Source organism: Paenibacillus pedocola, from assembly GCF_031599675.1.
GTDB classification, from domain to species: Bacteria; Bacillota; Bacilli; order Paenibacillales; family Paenibacillaceae; genus Paenibacillus_AQ; species Paenibacillus_AQ pedocola.
In genome coordinates, this window is record NZ_CP134223.1 from 2,822,667 (window position 1) to 2,837,992 (window position 15,326).

General features: G+C 53.2%; 12 protein-coding genes. 11 read left to right on the forward strand and 1 reads right to left on the reverse strand.

Annotated elements, in window-relative coordinates; genetic code table 11:
- Positions 1 to 15: 15 nt before the first annotated feature.
- The 9 genes from QU597_RS12135 to QU597_RS12175 all read left to right on the forward strand — a co-directional run bounded on the left by QU597_RS12135 (position 16) and on the right by QU597_RS12175 (position 9,332).
- Positions 16 to 1,371: an ethanolamine ammonia-lyase subunit EutB gene (locus QU597_RS12135; protein ID WP_310832863.1), complete on the forward strand. Its 1,356-nt coding sequence runs from the start codon at positions 16 to 18 to the stop codon at positions 1,369 to 1,371.
- A 77-nt stretch (positions 1,372 to 1,448) separates the two neighbouring features.
- Complete coding sequence (gene eutC, locus QU597_RS12140; RefSeq protein WP_310832864.1) at positions 1,449 to 2,159, forward strand: ethanolamine ammonia-lyase subunit EutC; 711 nt, start codon at positions 1,449 to 1,451, stop codon at positions 2,157 to 2,159.
- A 238-nt stretch (positions 2,160 to 2,397) separates the two neighbouring features.
- Positions 2,398 to 3,963 (forward strand): amino acid permease, encoded by a 1,566-nt coding sequence (locus tag QU597_RS12145; protein ID WP_310832865.1) that lies wholly within the window; start codon positions 2,398 to 2,400, stop codon positions 3,961 to 3,963.
- A 172-nt stretch (positions 3,964 to 4,135) separates the two neighbouring features.
- A complete protein-coding gene (locus QU597_RS12150) occupies positions 4,136 to 5,044 on the forward strand; it encodes an EAL domain-containing protein (protein ID WP_310832866.1) in 909 nt (302 codons plus the stop codon).
- Entirely contained in the window at positions 5,025 to 5,993 is a 969-nt protein-coding gene (locus QU597_RS12155; protein WP_310832867.1) for a GGDEF domain-containing protein, read from the forward strand. The genes QU597_RS12150 and QU597_RS12155 overlap by 20 nt, the downstream gene beginning before the upstream one ends.
- Before the next feature lie 115 nt (positions 5,994 to 6,108).
- A complete protein-coding gene (locus tag QU597_RS12160) occupies positions 6,109 to 6,552 on the forward strand; it encodes a hypothetical protein (RefSeq protein ID WP_310833293.1) in 444 nt (147 codons plus the stop codon).
- 329 nt (positions 6,553 to 6,881) lie between these two features.
- On the forward strand, positions 6,882 to 7,781 hold the full coding sequence (locus QU597_RS12165) for a selenium metabolism-associated LysR family transcriptional regulator (protein ID WP_310832868.1): 900 nt from the start codon (positions 6,882 to 6,884) through the stop codon (positions 7,779 to 7,781).
- 40 nt (positions 7,782 to 7,821) lie between these two features.
- Positions 7,822 to 8,388, forward strand: coding sequence for a GNAT family N-acetyltransferase (locus tag QU597_RS12170; RefSeq protein ID WP_310832869.1), 567 nt, complete (start codon positions 7,822 to 7,824; stop codon positions 8,386 to 8,388).
- Positions 8,389 to 8,423: 35 nt separating this feature from the next.
- Positions 8,424 to 9,332 carry a PHP domain-containing protein gene (locus tag QU597_RS12175; RefSeq protein WP_369698851.1) on the forward strand — a complete coding sequence of 303 codons (909 nt, stop codon included), beginning with the start codon at positions 8,424 to 8,426 and terminating at the stop codon, positions 9,330 to 9,332.
- A gap of 169 nt (positions 9,333 to 9,501) precedes the next feature.
- Here the strand turns inward: QU597_RS12175 and QU597_RS12180 are convergent, their stop codons facing one another.
- Positions 9,502 to 11,373 carry an Rqc2 family fibronectin-binding protein gene (locus QU597_RS12180; RefSeq protein WP_310832870.1) on the reverse strand — a complete coding sequence of 624 codons (1,872 nt, stop codon included), beginning with the start codon at positions 11,371 to 11,373 and terminating at the stop codon, positions 9,502 to 9,504.
- A gap of 192 nt (positions 11,374 to 11,565) precedes the next feature.
- Here QU597_RS12180 and QU597_RS12185 point away from each other — a divergent pair, with 192 nt between their 5' ends.
- Together QU597_RS12185 and dapF are read left to right on the forward strand one after the other, a co-directional pair.
- The gene (locus tag QU597_RS12185) at positions 11,566 to 14,385 is read left to right on the forward strand and encodes a calcium-translocating P-type ATPase, SERCA-type (protein ID WP_310832871.1); all 2,820 of its coding nucleotides are present in this window, start codon (positions 11,566 to 11,568) and stop codon (positions 14,383 to 14,385) included.
- Between the two features lie 76 nt (positions 14,386 to 14,461).
- The gene (dapF, locus tag QU597_RS12190) at positions 14,462 to 15,298 is read left to right on the forward strand and encodes a diaminopimelate epimerase (protein WP_310832872.1); all 837 of its coding nucleotides are present in this window, start codon (positions 14,462 to 14,464) and stop codon (positions 15,296 to 15,298) included.
- Positions 15,299 to 15,326 lie beyond the last annotated feature (28 nt).

Consider the following 15,326-nt stretch of genomic DNA (forward strand, 5'->3'; position numbering starts at 1 on the left):
AAGGAGTTGTAAAGCATGAAACTGACGATCTCCCTGCTGGGTGAAAGCTACCGATTCCATGATTTAAAGGAGCTGTTTGCCAAAGCGAATGAAGAGAAGTCCGGGGATCAGCTGGCTGGCATCGCTGCGGATCATGCGAAGGAACGGATGGCAGCCAAGCTGCTGCTGGCTGATCTGACCCTGGCCGATATCCGAGCCCACCCGCTGATACCACCGGAGGAGGACGAAGTATCCCGGGTGATTGAGGAAGGGGTGGATGAGGCGGTGTATGAGCAGATCCGCCACTGGAAGGTGGGAGATCTGCGGGAACAGCTGCTATCACAGGAGGATGCGCAGGTACAGGCTATCGGCAGAGGCCTTAACAGCGAAATGGCAGCGGCGGCTGCCAAAATCATGTCCAATCTGGACCTGATTCAAGCCTCCGCCAAATGTGAGGTACTTACCCGCTGCAATACTGTCCTCGGACAGAAAGGCAGGCTGGGCAGCCGGGCCCAGCCCAATCACCCTACCGATGATCCGCAGGGAGTCAAAGCCTCAATTTATGATGCTTTAAGCTACGGGGTGGGAGACACGGTGATCGGCATAAATCCGGTCATTGATACAACAGACAATATAGTGCGCCTTTTCCATGAAACGATGGAGGTTATCACAAGGTGGAACATCCCCACGCAGAACAGTGTTTTGGCCCATGTGACCACCCAAATGAGGGCGATCCATAAAGGTGCTCCCGCGGATCTGATCTTTCAGAGTCTCGCTGGTACTGAGAGCGGAAATACTTCCTTTGGCATCAGTCTGCGGCTGCTGGAGGAAGCGGATCAGCTGATTCGCGAGTCAGGGACGGCGAAAGGCGAGAACCGCTGGTATTTCGAAACGGGCCAAGGCTCGGAGTTGTCCTCCGGAGGGCATCACGACCTGGACCAGGTGACACTGGAATCCCGCTGCTACGGTCTCGCCAAACGCTTTAAGCCGTTTCTGGTCAATACAGTGGTCGGGTTCATCGGCCCGGAGTATCTCTATGACAGCAAGCAGGTGATCCGCGCCGGCCTGGAAGATCATTTCATGGGGAAAATTCAGGGGATTCCGATGGGCGTTGATGTCTGCTATACAAACCATATGAAAGCTGACCAGAACGACATGGACAATCTGTCCGTATTGCTGGCGGCCGCCGGGGTTAACTTTTTGATCGGTGTGCCAATGGCTGATGATTGTATGCTCAATTATCAGTCCACCAGCTTTCACGATATTGCCACTTTGAGAGAGCTGCTGCGCCTCCAGCCGGGAGCTGAGTTTGCCGCATGGGCGGAAGGCATGGGAATTCTGCAGAACGGGCGCCTGACCATGCGGGCTGGAGATCCGGGTATTTTTGTGTAACCTGAGGATTAAGCGTTGTATGGCATGAGAGTTAGCGGGAATGCTGAAGCACCTGAAACTTTAAGGAGGGAGATCCTATGGTTAACAGTGAGGTGGACAAAGTTGAGTGGTTAAAGCAAACGACACCCGCCAGAATCGGCACCGGCCGTGCAGGAACCAGGCCCACTACAGCCGAACAGCTGAAGCTGCGCTGTGACCATGCGGCGGCAGTGGACTCGGTTTACGGTAAGGTCAGCCAGGGGCTGCTGGAGGAACTGGGGTTATTTTCAGTAGAGTCGGGCGCTCTGGATAAGGAGCTGTATCTGCGGCGTCCTGATCTGGGCAGGCTTCTGCCTGACAGCAGCCTCCAGACCCTGAAGCAACGCTGTATCCAGCAGCCGCAAGTGCAGATTATAGTATCGGACGGACTCAGCGCAAATGCGATTGAGAGCAATCTTCGGGACATCTACCCGGCGCTGCTGGATTCGCTGGAGGTGCACAAGTTGTCCGCAGGCACTCCGTTTTTTGTGCTTAACGGCCGGGTAGGCTGCATGAATGCCATCGGCGATATCCTGCACCCGGAAGTGGTAGTGCTTTTGATCGGGGAGCGGCCGGGGCTGATCACCTCTCATTCGATGAGCGCGTATCTCTGCTACCGGCCCAGCTATGGAATGACTGATTCCGAGCGGATCGTCGTTTCGAATATCCACCAGGGAGGTACCCCTCCTGTTGAAGCTGGAGCCTATCTGGGCGGGCTGATCGCCAAAATACTGGAACAGCAAACGAGCGGTGTCGGCCTGCACCTGTAGCCTGCTTAGAATTCTCCCCGCACACATTGTGCACCTGACCAAAAACTTAGGTTTTGCTAGGGAGGTGAGGAAGATGGTTCTGGGTATCCTATGCGTTCTGCTGCCTTGTCTGGTTATTCTTGGCATTACACTGGCAGCAAACAAAAATATCCGTGAATTTGATGAGTCCACTCATGAAAGCTTTTTGGGGTAAATGCCTCGTAGCATCCATTATGTGAACCGGGAGAGGAAGATGGACATGAATCAGATCAAAGATGAGCAACTGCTGCAGGACAAAAAGGATTTAAATAAATTCGGCTATGCCCAGGAGCTGCTGCGCAGTATGGGCGGATTCTCCAACTTTGCCATTTCCTTTTCCATTATCTCTATACTCACCGGAGCTGTCTCCCTTTACGGCCATGGCCTGACTTACGGCGGTCCGGGGATGATGGGCTACGGCTGGCCGCTGGTAGCGCTGTTCGTGCTGCTGATAGCGGCTGCGCTGGCTGAATTGGCTTCTGCGATTCCTACGGCCGGGGCGCTGTATCACTGGGCTTCGGTGCTGGCGAACAAACGGTGGGGCTGGTACACAGCCTGGATCAATCTGATCGGCCAGATCGGGATTGTTGCCGGCATTGATTATTCCGCTGCATTATTCGCTGATCCGCTGCTGTCGGATGTCTTCGGCTATACCTCGACGGATACCACGATTCTAATCACATTTATTGTTATCCTGCTCACCCACGGCATTTGCAATCATGTCGGTATCCGCATGGTCGCAAGACTGAATGATTTCTCCGCCTGGTACCATATTGTGATTGCTGCCGGACTGGTCGTAACACTGGCGCTGTTCACTAAATCTGACCTCCAGCCGGTCAGTTATTTATTCAAAGTTGGAGAGACGTTCTCCGACAAGCCGTATGCCTTTGCCTTTCTGATCGGGCTGCTGCAGGCCCAGTGGACTTTCACCGGCTACGATGCGTCCGCCCATACCATTGAAGAGACGGTGAATCCGCGGATCCGCGCGCCTTGGGGGATTTTCACCTCGGTAGCTTATTCGTTTGTTTTCGGATTTATTATGCTGGCCTTTGTGACTTTGTCGATTCAGGATGCGGGCGCAGCTACGGCGGCAGACAATGCTTTTATATATGTCATTAGCGAGGCGCTCGGAGGCACATTCGGCAAAATCGTTCTGTGGCTCATTACCCTGGCAATGTGGTTTTGCGGGTTGTCCTCCATTACCTCCTTCTCCAGAATGATGTACGCCTTCTCCCGGGACAAAGGGATGCCGCTTAGCAGACACTGGGCGGAAATCTCCAAGAAATACCGTACACCGGCCAAAGCAATCTGGCTGTCAGTTGCGCTCTCTTTTCTGCTGGCTTTTATTGATTATATGATTAAAATCATCAATCCGGATGCTACCTACGGAACGTTAGTATTTCTCACGGCAGTAAGCGTGGTCGGACTGTATGTGGCATACGGCATTCCGATCTTCCTGAAGCTGCTGGCCCAGCGTAAAGGCTTGTTTCAGCCCAAGCATCTGGGACCATGGAATTTAGGCAAATACAGTAATATTGTGGCTGTGCTGTCCCTGGTGTGGATCGTGTTCATCAGTGTAATTATGATGATTCCGCCTAATCAAAACGCGGCCTATGCCATGTTGGGCATGATGCTGATCCTGGTAATTATGGATTTCTCGTATTACCGCAAACATTTTGAAGGACCGCAGGCTGCGCTTCGGACCTCCATGGCGGACCTCCAGCGAAGAGAACAGGAATTGGAGCTGAGCTCCGGCCAGGGAACGGGCTCTGCCACCACGCTATAGTGAACCTACATACCTTTCCGGCTGAGTTATCCTCTGCCTGCTGCTGCGGGTGGAGGATTTTTGTGTCTAATTGTCGAGATTTGGCAGAGTACTTTATCGCCGCTTAATACTTCCCGTATATGCTTGTAAGAAGAGTGATAAAATTCACGAAGAAAAGCATATAGGTGATGAGATGAATAAACAGCGGACACTGTCCCGCAAATTAGCGGTAATTCCACAGTACCTCCAGCATTTAAACGGCAGGCTGAAAGGGGAAGTCAAAGCGCTTGGCCAATTATCCGCATTGCTGGATATTATGAATAATGAACGTCTGGATACGTTTTTCCAGCCGATTCTTCAGCTGCGAACCGGGCGGACACTCGGGCATGAGGTGCTTAACAGGCCCCCTGCTTCGATGCATTTTCCGACGACCGAGCATTTTTATGAGTTTGCCGGACGGACGGAGCAGATGTACAGGTTTGAACAAAATTGCCGCAGGATGTCACTTACGCGGTACATAGAAAGGCTGCCGAGGACGGAGGCCGGGAGCGGTAGGCTTGTGTTTGTTAATGTCCATCCGGGGGTACTGGATGACGCCCGTCATAAAAGCGGTGAGACGCTGGCCTTGCTGCAGTCGCTGGGATTGTCACCGGAGCGGATAGTTTTTGAGCTGACTGAACGGCAGGCGGTGCAGGATTATATCGGCTTTGAAAAGGTGCTGTCCCATTACCGTGAGCAGGGCTTCCGGATTGCTGTTGACGATGCGGGTTCCGGTTATAACAGCCTAAAAACGCTTGTCTATTTGAAACCGGAATTTATCAAGCTGGACAAATCACTGATCCGCGGAATTCACGGCAGCCGGGAGCAGCAGGAGCTGCTGGAGCTAGTCAGGGAATATGCTGCACGCTCGGCAACCCGGGTAATCGCTGAAGGGATTGAAACGGCGGAGGAGCTGCTGTTTCTACAGCGGGCAGGCATCGATTTCGGACAGGGCTATGCGCTGGGCAGACCGGCACAGCTGCCGGTACAAGGAGCCTTGCCGCCGGGATCCATTCAAGCTGCAGGAAGAGGAGGCTACAGCTATGTTTCTTCAGATCGGTGAAATTGCTGAGCAGATTCCGGAGATTTCCCCGCATCATAAATGCGAGTATGTGGATCAAATTTTCAAAACAAGCCCCCGGCTGCAGGGAGTCTGTGTTATTGAAAACGGACAAGCAGTAGCCTTGATCATGCGCATCCGTTTTTATCAGCAGATCGGCACTTTGTACGGATATACGCTTTATATGGGCAGACCGGTGGAGCTGGTTATGGACAGGAACCCGCTGGTGGTTGACTACAAGACGCCGATTACAGAGGTCAGCCGATTAGCTATGGACAGAAGTGAGGAGCATCTATACGACTACGTGCTTGTAACACATGAAGAGCATTTATTCGGGGCGGTGAGCGTTCGTGATCTGCTGCTCAACTTTGCCGAGATTCAGGCGGTTGCGGCCAGCTTTCTTAACCCGCTCACAGGTCTGCCGGGCAACCTCAGCATCAATGAATGGATGGTGAAGTCGCTTTTGCAGGAGCAGTTCAGTGTGCTTTACATCGATCTGGACCATTTCAAAGCGTATAACGATTCATACGGATTTAAAGAGGGTGACCGGATGATTCAGGCGGCAGCTGAGATATTGAAGCATTCTGCCCTGCAGCTGGAAGGGTTCCTGGGCCATATCGGCGGAGATGATTTTATCATCTTTATTAATAATTATCAGTTTGAAGACTGCTGTAAAAGGATCATTAAGGAGTTCGAAACGGCTGTAAAGGGCTTTTATCACCCGGGTCATCTAGCTCAGCAATATGTACTGGCGGAAACCCGCTCGGGGCGCATGGAAAAAATTCCGCTGGTCTCGATATCCGTTGCTGTAGTGACTAACCGATTCCGCCAGTTCGCAACGATCGAGGCACTTTCCGAGGAAGCGGCGCGGATTAAGAAAAGATGCAAAATGATCAAAGGCAGCAGCTATGTAGACGATTCTGACCTTGTTGTCAGCAGATCCGGCAACTAACACGGGTAGTTCTCAGCGGCTGAGAAGGGTCAGTACGCTTGAACAAGCTGCGTCTATGCGGTAATATTGACAACAATAAGAGCATGCTAGACCCTTTCGGTGGAGAGTGATGAGAATGCATGGCAAGGGGCTGGAGTCGTGGGGGGCGTTCGAACCCTTCCACATCATGCTGAATGATTACAGGGTCGCTGATATCGTGATAACTTCTCATGCCCAGAGCCGCTATACGGACCGGGTAAGCCAAAGCGAAGGCAACGGCAGCAATGGAGAGATTGGCGCATGGTTGTGGCAATGTCTGAAACAGAACCGGATTAAGCCATATTTGCAGAGCAAATACAACGCGTACCTGATTGACGAGGATACCGTTGTGATAGCAGAGTTCAAGCAGCTGGAGGGCGTCACCAGCCTTTCCGGCCGTCCGCTGCATATCATGGTCATCATATCCTTTCTGGGGCGGATCTCAGCGACTCCACAACTGCGGGATTTGCAGACGTATTATTCCAGGCTGCGGAATTCCCGCCGGATGAAGCTGATGAAGAAGCGCCGCAAACGCAGATAATGCACAGCGATTTACAAAGAAGGCATGCGGCTGAGGCTGCATGTCCTTTTTTTGAGAGGAAGTCTATACGGAAAGTTAAAATGAATTGCTATATATTTGACTTGAAAAACTTAAGAAAAGGGAAAGGAGTGACGGAGGGGGGTTTTGGAACTGGAGGAGCGGTAGCGTCCGCCTTTTGGTTTGGATTTATACCGCGAAAAGCGGCTAAATTCAGAAAATCCAAAACTAACAGCGGCCGGAAGTCCAAACATTCACCGCAGTTGCGACTGAACTTCGTATTCTTAAAACTTTCATTTCAATTTATTAAGCAATGAAGGAGTCCTGAATGCATGAATTTTCATCAGCTACATATTTTTTATACCGTTTCCGAACAGGGAAGCTTCTCAGCTGCGGCCCAGAGACTGCATATGACACAGCCTGCCGTGACTATGCAGGTGCAGGCGCTGGAGGATTATTTTGGCGCCAAGCTGTTCGACCGCTCCAGTAAAAAAATTGTTCTCTCTGAAGCAGGCCAGGTCCTTCTGCCTTATGCACGGCGGAGCATTCAGCTGATCCGTGAGGCAGATCAGGCCATGTCGGCGTTCACACATATGCTGGAGGGGCGTCTGCAGCTGGGCGCCAGCCTGACGATTGGCGAGTATGTGCTTCCGCGGCTGCTCGGGCCCTTCGGTAAAGCATATCCGAATATCTCCATTATGATGAAGGTGATGAACACCTCGCAGATCATAGAGGAGATTCATAAGCATCAGCTGAATTTCGGGCTGATTGAGGCCCCGGTATCGCATCCGGCAATGGTATTTGAACCGGTCATGGGCGATGAGCTGAAGCTGATCGTTCCCAGGGAGCATCCGCTAGCGGACAAGGAGGAAGTTACGCTGGCTGAAGCGCTGCAGTACCCGTTCGTACTGCGTGAGCAAGGGTCGGGAACCCGTAGGGTGATGGAGGAGCAAATGCTTGACAAAGGGCTCGATCCGGGAGCAATGCGGGTGGTGATGGAGCTGGGCAGCACAGGGGCGGTTAAGTCAGCCGTGGAGGCCGGACTAGGGATCACGATAATCTCAGCTTCTTCGGTCAAGCATGAAGTCACTCTGGGTCTGTTGAAAATTGTGAATATTACAGATGCCTCTTTTAAAAGGCAATTCTATGCGATTCATCTGAAATCGACGCTGCTGCCGATCTCGGCGGTCACCTTTCTGACTTTTCTGCGTGAGCATACGGATGAATGGTAATTGGCTGAAGTGTATATAACATAGACGGGGGAGTCGGAGAATGGCTGTATTAGTGCGGGGTGAAAAGGTTGTACTGCGGGATCTGACCGAAAGTGATATACGTAAAATCTATTATCACTACTATGAGGCAGAAGACCAGGAGTTTCAGCGCTGGGATGGACCGTATGAACCGCTGGAAGAGCTGAGCTATGAACAATTCGCCGGGAAATATCAGGGGGCATTAGCCCTTGCTGGAACGGATGAACCCCGGAACCGGCTGATTATTGAAATCGACGGTGAGCTAAAAGGCACAGTCGGCAGGTACTGGGTGTCGGAGGCTACGAACTGGTTCGAAATCGGTATCGTTATTTTTGACTCCCGGTACTGGTCAGGCGGTTACGGCACAGAGGCATTCAAAATGTGGATGGCCTATCTGTTTAATTCGCTTGATACCGTACACCTCGGCATAGGTACCTGGTCCGGCAATGTCCGGATGATGGGTCTGGCTGCTAAATGCGGTATGGTAGAAGAAGCGCGTGTCCGTAAAGCACGGATCGTGCGGGGCGAGCATTATGATGCCATCAAGATGGGAATTCTTCGTGAAGAATGGGAGTCGGCAGGCAGATAATAAATCTTGGGAACGGAGTGGCGGGCGTGGACAAACTGAAGGAAGACGATAAGCAATTGGAAATTAGAAAAGATGCTAAGCCTGAACTTCATGGGCGCTGTGATTTGCATACGCATTCCCAAGCGTCGGACGGCATGCAGCCGCCAGCGGAGAATGTACGGATTGCCTATGCCAAAGGGCTGTCGGCTGTAGCTATTACTGATCATGATACGGTCAGCGGTGTTGCGGAAGCCATAGAAGCAGGCCTGAAACACGGAATTACCGTCGTACCTGGGGTTGAGATCAGTACCCGTGCTGAAGGCAAAGAAATCCATGTACTCGGATATTATATAGATATCGAGCAGGAGCGGTTTCTCTCACGGCTTGCAGCACAGCGGGATACCCGGGCTGCGCGGAACGAAGCGATCCTCGCTAAGCTGCGCGGGCTTGGCATAGATATTACACTGGAACAGGTTATAGCTAATCTGGGCCGCGAACTAAAGCCGGATGAGAGCGTCGGACGGCCGCATATTGCCGATGAGCTGGTACGGCTGGGAGTTGTGGCGGATATGCGCGCTGCCTTTGATCAATATCTGGCTGACGGTGCGGCAGCTTATGTATCGCCTCCGCGCATAACGCCGGAAGAAGCCTGCACTTGGATCCTTGAAGCTGGGGGTACCCCGGTGCTGGCTCATCCCGGTATTTACGGTGATGATGAGCTGGTGCGGAGGATTATTGCCCGTAGCAGCCTTAGCGGCATTGAAGCTTATCATTCCGACCATGGTCCGGAAGATGAAGCCCGCTATATGGCAATGGCTGAAGAATACGGGCTGCTGGTTACCGGCGGCTCGGACTTCCATGGTGCGCGTCAAGGTGTCATCTTCCATGGCGATTTAGGCAGTGTGAGTGTTCCGGTGGCTGTGCTGGAGCAGCTCCGGAATCAGGCGGAAGGCAACCGCAAATAACGATGAGGGGCGGCACAATATCGATGTGCCGCCCTTTCTATGAAACTTCCAGCTGCTCTATGACCGGCAGCAGACAAAACCCCCGTAAGGCTGGACGAGAAAATCGTCGCAGTATACGGGGGTTTTTATAAAAGATCAGAAAGTATCATGGAGCTTAGCTATTCTTTAGTTAGCTCCGCAGAACATTCGGGAGACTCTTAATCCGCTCCTCATCCGGTGTGACAAACAGCGTCTTCTGATGATCGTAGATGACGAAGCCGGGTTTGGCGCCGCTCGGCTTGCGGACATGGCGGATTAGCGTGCAGTCTACAGGGACGCTGCTTGATTGCTTGGCCTGGCTGTAATAGGCAGCAAGCTGTGCCGCTTCCTCCAGTGTGGCGTCGCCGAACTCTTCGCTGCGGATTACGACATGTGAGCCCGGAATGTCTTTGGTGTGCAGCCAGGTGTCATTGGCCGAGGCCAGCCGGTTCGTGACGTACTCATTCTGCAGATTGTTTTTGCCGACATAGATGTCCACACCTTCTGAGGAAGTATAGACCTGCAGGGTCGGACGGGTTGATTTTTTCTTCTTTTTGCCTTTTTTACTGCGGTCGCGTAAGTAGCCCTGATTCACCAGCTCATCGCGGATTTCCTCGATATCATTGAGGGAGGCATGCTCAAGCTGCTGCAGCAGCATCTCCATGTAAATGATTTCTTCATTCGTTTTGATCCTTTGCTCCTCAATTACGAGCAGGCTGTTCTTATACTTGTTGTACTTCTTGAAATAACGCTGCGCGTTATCCGATGGAGTAAGCAGCGGGTCGAGCGGGATGGTGATCTCGGCCTGGTTCTCATCATAATAATTGACCAGTTTTGCTTCTTTATCGCCTTTGGATACCGTATGGAGGGAAGCGAACAGCAGCTCACCCCAGATCCGGTACTGGTCTGCGTCATCCGCTTCGGCCAGATCCTTCTGGAGCTTGGCCAGCTTCTTCACATTTTTACTTCGCTCGTTGCTCAGGAAACGGATCAGGTCGCTTACCCGCTGCTTCACCGTGTCCCGCTCCGCTTTATCCCCGTAATAATCCTCGAGGCAGGCGCTAATCGAGCTGTAGTGCTTGGCGTCACCGCCTAATGAAGTTAGCGGAATGGCTGAAAAGACCGGCTTGCCTTTGGCGTTATAGCCTGTAACAGGAGAGAATTGGAACTCTCTTACCGGCGCCATGATAGAGTCAAAAGCAGCCCATAGCCGGGCGGGATCAGCCGAACCGTCCGCATTATGCCGTTGGCCGGCCCTCAGCAGGATCTCTGCGGCGATGAGCGGACTCATTCCGCTGAATGCATGTACCATCCAGCCCATAGGGTCAACGGAGGGTGCCGGACCGCCGCTGCCGTCCGCCTTCGGTTCTTCCAGGGAACGTAGCAGCTCCGCAATATCCCCCTCTATGATATCTTCAGGTTCTTGTTCCTCCACAGTGCCTGCGAGAAGTGCAGCTTCTTCAGCGGACGCCATCAGGGAGATGAACGCCTCTTGCCCCACTGTGAGCGGATTCAGCTTATGCTGCTGTGGCGGTTCCGTATAAGCAGCTCCGGGCATCACAATCCGATAGCTGCTGATTGACGGGGTTACATGGTGAATGCCATCGATAATCGTACCGGTTGCGAGATCGGTGAGGATTATATTGCTGTGGCGGCCCATCAGCTCGATGATAATCTTTTTGGCGGATACATCTCCAAGCTCATCCCGGGTTCTGATCTGGATATGAATGATCCGCTCCATGCCTACCTGGGTGATGCTCTCAATGGTTCCGCCTTCGCAGTGCTTGCGCATCAGCATACAGAACATCGGTGCTTCCGCCGGATTGATGCTGTTGCGCTCGCTCAGGTGCAGGCGTGGATAGGTCGGATTGGCGGAGAGGAGCAGCTTTCCTCCGCCGCCTGCACCGCGCAGAATGAATATAAGATCGTGAGTGCTAGGTTGATATATTTTGCCGACGCGTGCACCGATAAAGGGTTGAAGCTCGTGCACGATCGCTCTGGTAACAATGCCGTCTAATGCCATGATAAAGCTCTCCTGTCGCAAAATGATAATATCCTACTCTCTATGATGCCATACTTTAACACATTCGCGCAAAAGGAGAAGCGGCCAGGCAGTGATATTTTGGGACGACCATGAATACACTTGGTCATGAACAGGTGGAAAAGCTGTGCGCCGCCGGAAGTCAAGAAACGACCGGGAGGGGAAAGAAACGATATGGAACAAAAAAGCTGGCACCGGCTCGGTGCTGAGGAACTGCAGAAGATGTTCGGCGTTCATCCGGGAGCGGGCTTAAGCGGAGAGACGGCCGCGGAAAGACGCCAAGAGAGCGGGTACAACGAGCTGTCTGAAGGCAAAACAGTTTCGCCGCTGACCTTGCTGCTTAACCAGTTCAAGGACTTTATGGTGCTTGTGCTGATGGGGGCAACGCTGGTATCCGGCCTTCTGGGCGAATACCTGGATGCAATTACGATCATCGCCATTATTCTGCTCAATGGGGTGCTGGGGTTTGTGCAGGAGTTCCGCGCCGAGCGTTCACTGCGGGCGCTGAAGCAGCTCTCTGCACCGAGTGCTAAGGTACTGCGTGACGGCAAACAGGAAGTTATCCCGGCCAGAATGCTCGTTCCCGGCGATATCGTGCTGCTGGAAAGCGGTGACCGGGTTCCGGCGGATGTCCGCTGGCTGGAGTGCAGCGCACTGTATGCCGAGGAATCCGCATTGACCGGTGAATCACTGCCTGTCTCCAAACATGCGGAAGCTATTCACGCCGAGGAGCTGCCGCTAGGGGATCAGAAAAATATCGGTTTTATGGGCACGATGGTCACGCGGGGGACGGGCAAAGCTCTCGTTGTACGTACGGGGATGGATACCGAGATGGGGAAGATCGCAGATCTGATCCAGAATACCGAGTCCCAGGAAACACCGCTGCAGCACCGGCTGGAGCAGCTCGGGAAAATCCTGATTTATGTCTCGCTCGGTCTGACAATCGTTGTTGTGCTTGCCGGGATTCTGCACGGCCAGCCAGCAGCTGCGATGTTCCTCGCCGGCGTAAGCCTTGCGGTCGCAGCCATCCCTGAAGGCTTGCCGGCGATAGTAACCATTGCGCTGGCGCTCGGAGTGCAGCGGATGATTAAACGCAAGGCTATCGTCCGCAAGCTGCCTTCGGTGGAGACGCTGGGCTGTGCTTCTGTCATCTGCTCGGATAAGACGGGGACGCTGACCCAGAATAAGATGACCGTGACGCGGATCTGGAATGCCGGCCGCAGCCTTGAGGTGACCGGTGAAGGCTATGCGCCAAGCGGGCACGTTCTGCAGAAGGGCAAGCCTGTCGACCTGAAAGCTGACCAGAGTCTGCGCCGCCTGCTGCAGATCGGTGCACTCTGCAGCAATGCAGAGATCGTTGAGACCTTCCCCGGAGAAATGCGCGGCAAACGCAAGGGGAAGGAGAAGGGCGAGGACACGGAAAAGGCGCTTAAGAGCCAGTCGGTATGGGAGCTGAAGGGCGACCCGACCGAAGGAGCCCTGGTGGCCCTGTCCTCTAAAATGGGACTTACCGCGCAATCCCTCGCGGTTACTTATGCCAGAGAGCAGGAATTCCCGTTCGATTCGGAACGAAAGCTTATGTCCGTCATCGTCAGCCATCCCGGCGGGCGGATGATCTGCACCAAAGGAGCGCCGGATGTTCTGTTAAATTGCTGCTCCTATATGCTATGGGAGGGCGGGGTCGTTCCGTGCACACCGACGCTGCGCCAAAAGGTGCTTGAGGCGAATGAGGAGATGGCATCTGGCGCCCTGAGGGTGCTCGGCATGGCTTACCGCGACGTCCGCTCAGGCGAAGTGGTAGGCAGTGAAAAGGAAGCGGAAAGCCAGCTGGTCTTTGTCGGACTGGCCGGAATGATTGACCCGCCGCGTCGTGAGGTACGTGATGCAATCAGCATTACCCGCCGGGCGGGCATCAAAACGGTGATGATAACAGGCGACCACGGAACAACAGCAGAAGCCATTGCACATCAGCTCGGCATTCTGCAGCGCGGAGGAACTGTGCTGACCGGCAGCCAGCTGACACGGATGGACGACGATGCGCTGGATAAGGTCTCGGATAATGTCTACGTCTATGCCCGTGTATCCCCTGAGCATAAGCTGCGGATTGTCAAATCGCTGCAGCGGCGCGGACATGTGGTGGCGATGACCGGGGACGGGGTTAATGATGCACCTGCGATCAAAGCGGCGGATATCGGGATTTCCATGGGGATCACCGGTACCGATGTTACCAAGGAGGCTTCGGCGCTGATCCTTGGGGATGATAACTTCTCGACCATCGTTGCTGCAATTGAGGAAGGGCGGAATATTTACGAAAATATCCGCAAATTCATCCGCTATTTGCTGGCCTCCAATGTCGGTGAGATTCTGACCATGTTCTTTGCTATGATGCTGGGCCTACCGCTGCCGCTTGTGCCGATCCAGATTCTCTGGGTGAATCTGGTCACTGACGGGCTGCCGGCCATGGCGCTCGGTGTCGATCAGCCGGAGAAGGACCTGATGGAGCATAAACCGCGCGGAGCGAAGGAAAATATTTTTGCCCGCCGGCTGGGCTGGAAAATCATCAGCCGCGGGCTGCTGATCGGTCTCTGCACATTAGGTGCCTTCTGGCTGACCCTGCGGACTGATCCGGGCAGTGCACAGCAGCTGATCCGTGCGCAGTCGGTTGCTTTTGCCACACTGGTTATGGCTCAGCTTATCCATGTATTCGACTGCCGCAGCTCCCGTTCCGTGTTCCACCGCAACCCGTTACAGAATAAATATCTTGTACTTGCCGTATTGTCATCTGTACTCTTGATGCTGGTCGTTATGTATCTGCCGCTGCTGCAGCCGGTGTTCAAGACCGTGCCGCTGAACTTCCGCGAATGGTGTCTCGTATTCGTAAGCGCGGGTATTCCTACATTCCTTATGGGAGCGGGCAGTGTATGGGGCGGTAAAAAGAACCGCAGCCGCAGCGGCGGGCGGACGATGATAAAAAGTACAAAAATTTCAGCATAAAATCAATAGCATCGGCCCTCTCCTTAAGGTATGCTTGTTTCACAAGAATATTTAACTTTTAGGAGTGGACCTATCAATGGAATTCACAAAAATGCACGGCCTCGGCAATGATTTTATAATCGTATTTGGCGAACAGGAGCTGCCCGGCAATGCTGCAGAGCTGGCAGTTAAACTCTGCAACCGGTTCTTCGGCATCGGTGCCGACGGACTGGTGTACATCCTGCCGTCGGAACGCGGAGATTATATGATGCGCATTATGAACTCGGACGGCTCAGAAGCAGAACAGTGCGGAAATGCAATCCGTTGTGTATCCAAGTACGTATATGAACATGGTCTGGTGGAGTCAGAGGAGATTGTCATTGAAACGATCGGTGCCGGGGAACAAAAGGTATCCCTCACCGTAAAGGATGGCGTGGTAGAGTCAGTTACTGTTGATATGGGTGAACCTGTATTGTCAGGAACACAGATTCCAGTGGCCATTGACGCAGAGCCGGTGCTGGATCAGCCGATCGAAGCGGATGGTGCAGAATTCAAGTTTACGGCTGTATCGATGGGGAACCCGCATTGCGTGATTTATGTAGAGGATGCGGTATCTTTTGATCTTGCAACTTGGGGTCCGAAGCTTGAGGTTCATCCGTTGTTCCCGAGAAAAGTGAACGTAGAGTTTGCGACTGTTCTTGACCGCGGTCATGTTGATATGCGTGTCTGGGAACGCGGTGCGGGACCTACCCTGGCCTGCGGCACAGGAGCCTGCGCAACGCTGGTATCCTCTGTACTGAATGGTCTCACCGACCGTTCGGCTGTAATCAGCCTTAAAGGCGGGGATCTGTTTATTGAATGGAACGAGCAGGACAACCATGTGTATATGACTGGCCCGGCGCAGGTGGTATACACAGGTTCTGTAGAGATTTAAAGGAACAGATAATCAGCCTGCGGTTCAC

What these genes read in the sequence shown, in the direction of transcription:
- QU597_RS12150 (WP_310832866.1), top strand. Translation starts at nt 4,136, where the DNA reads ATGAATAAACAGCGGACACTGTCCCGCAAATTAGCGGTAATTCCACAG.
- QU597_RS12180 (WP_310832870.1), bottom strand. Translation starts at nt 11,373, where the DNA reads ATGGCATTAGACGGCATTGTTACCAGAGCGATCGTGCACGAGCTTCAA.
- QU597_RS12165 (WP_310832868.1), top strand. Translation starts at nt 6,882, where the DNA reads ATGAATTTTCATCAGCTACATATTTTTTATACCGTTTCCGAACAGGGA.
- QU597_RS12155 (WP_310832867.1), top strand. Translation starts at nt 5,025, where the DNA reads ATGTTTCTTCAGATCGGTGAAATTGCTGAGCAGATTCCGGAGATTTCC.
- QU597_RS12160 (WP_310833293.1), top strand. Translation starts at nt 6,109, where the DNA reads ATGCATGGCAAGGGGCTGGAGTCGTGGGGGGCGTTCGAACCCTTCCAC.
- dapF (WP_310832872.1), top strand. Translation starts at nt 14,462, where the DNA reads ATGGAATTCACAAAAATGCACGGCCTCGGCAATGATTTTATAATCGTA.
- QU597_RS12185 (WP_310832871.1), top strand. Translation starts at nt 11,566, where the DNA reads ATGGAACAAAAAAGCTGGCACCGGCTCGGTGCTGAGGAACTGCAGAAG.
- eutC (WP_310832864.1), top strand. Translation starts at nt 1,449, where the DNA reads ATGGTTAACAGTGAGGTGGACAAAGTTGAGTGGTTAAAGCAAACGACA.
- QU597_RS12135 (WP_310832863.1), top strand. Translation starts at nt 16, where the DNA reads ATGAAACTGACGATCTCCCTGCTGGGTGAAAGCTACCGATTCCATGAT.
- QU597_RS12145 (WP_310832865.1), top strand. Translation starts at nt 2,398, where the DNA reads ATGAATCAGATCAAAGATGAGCAACTGCTGCAGGACAAAAAGGATTTA.
- QU597_RS12170 (WP_310832869.1), top strand. Translation starts at nt 7,822, where the DNA reads ATGGCTGTATTAGTGCGGGGTGAAAAGGTTGTACTGCGGGATCTGACC.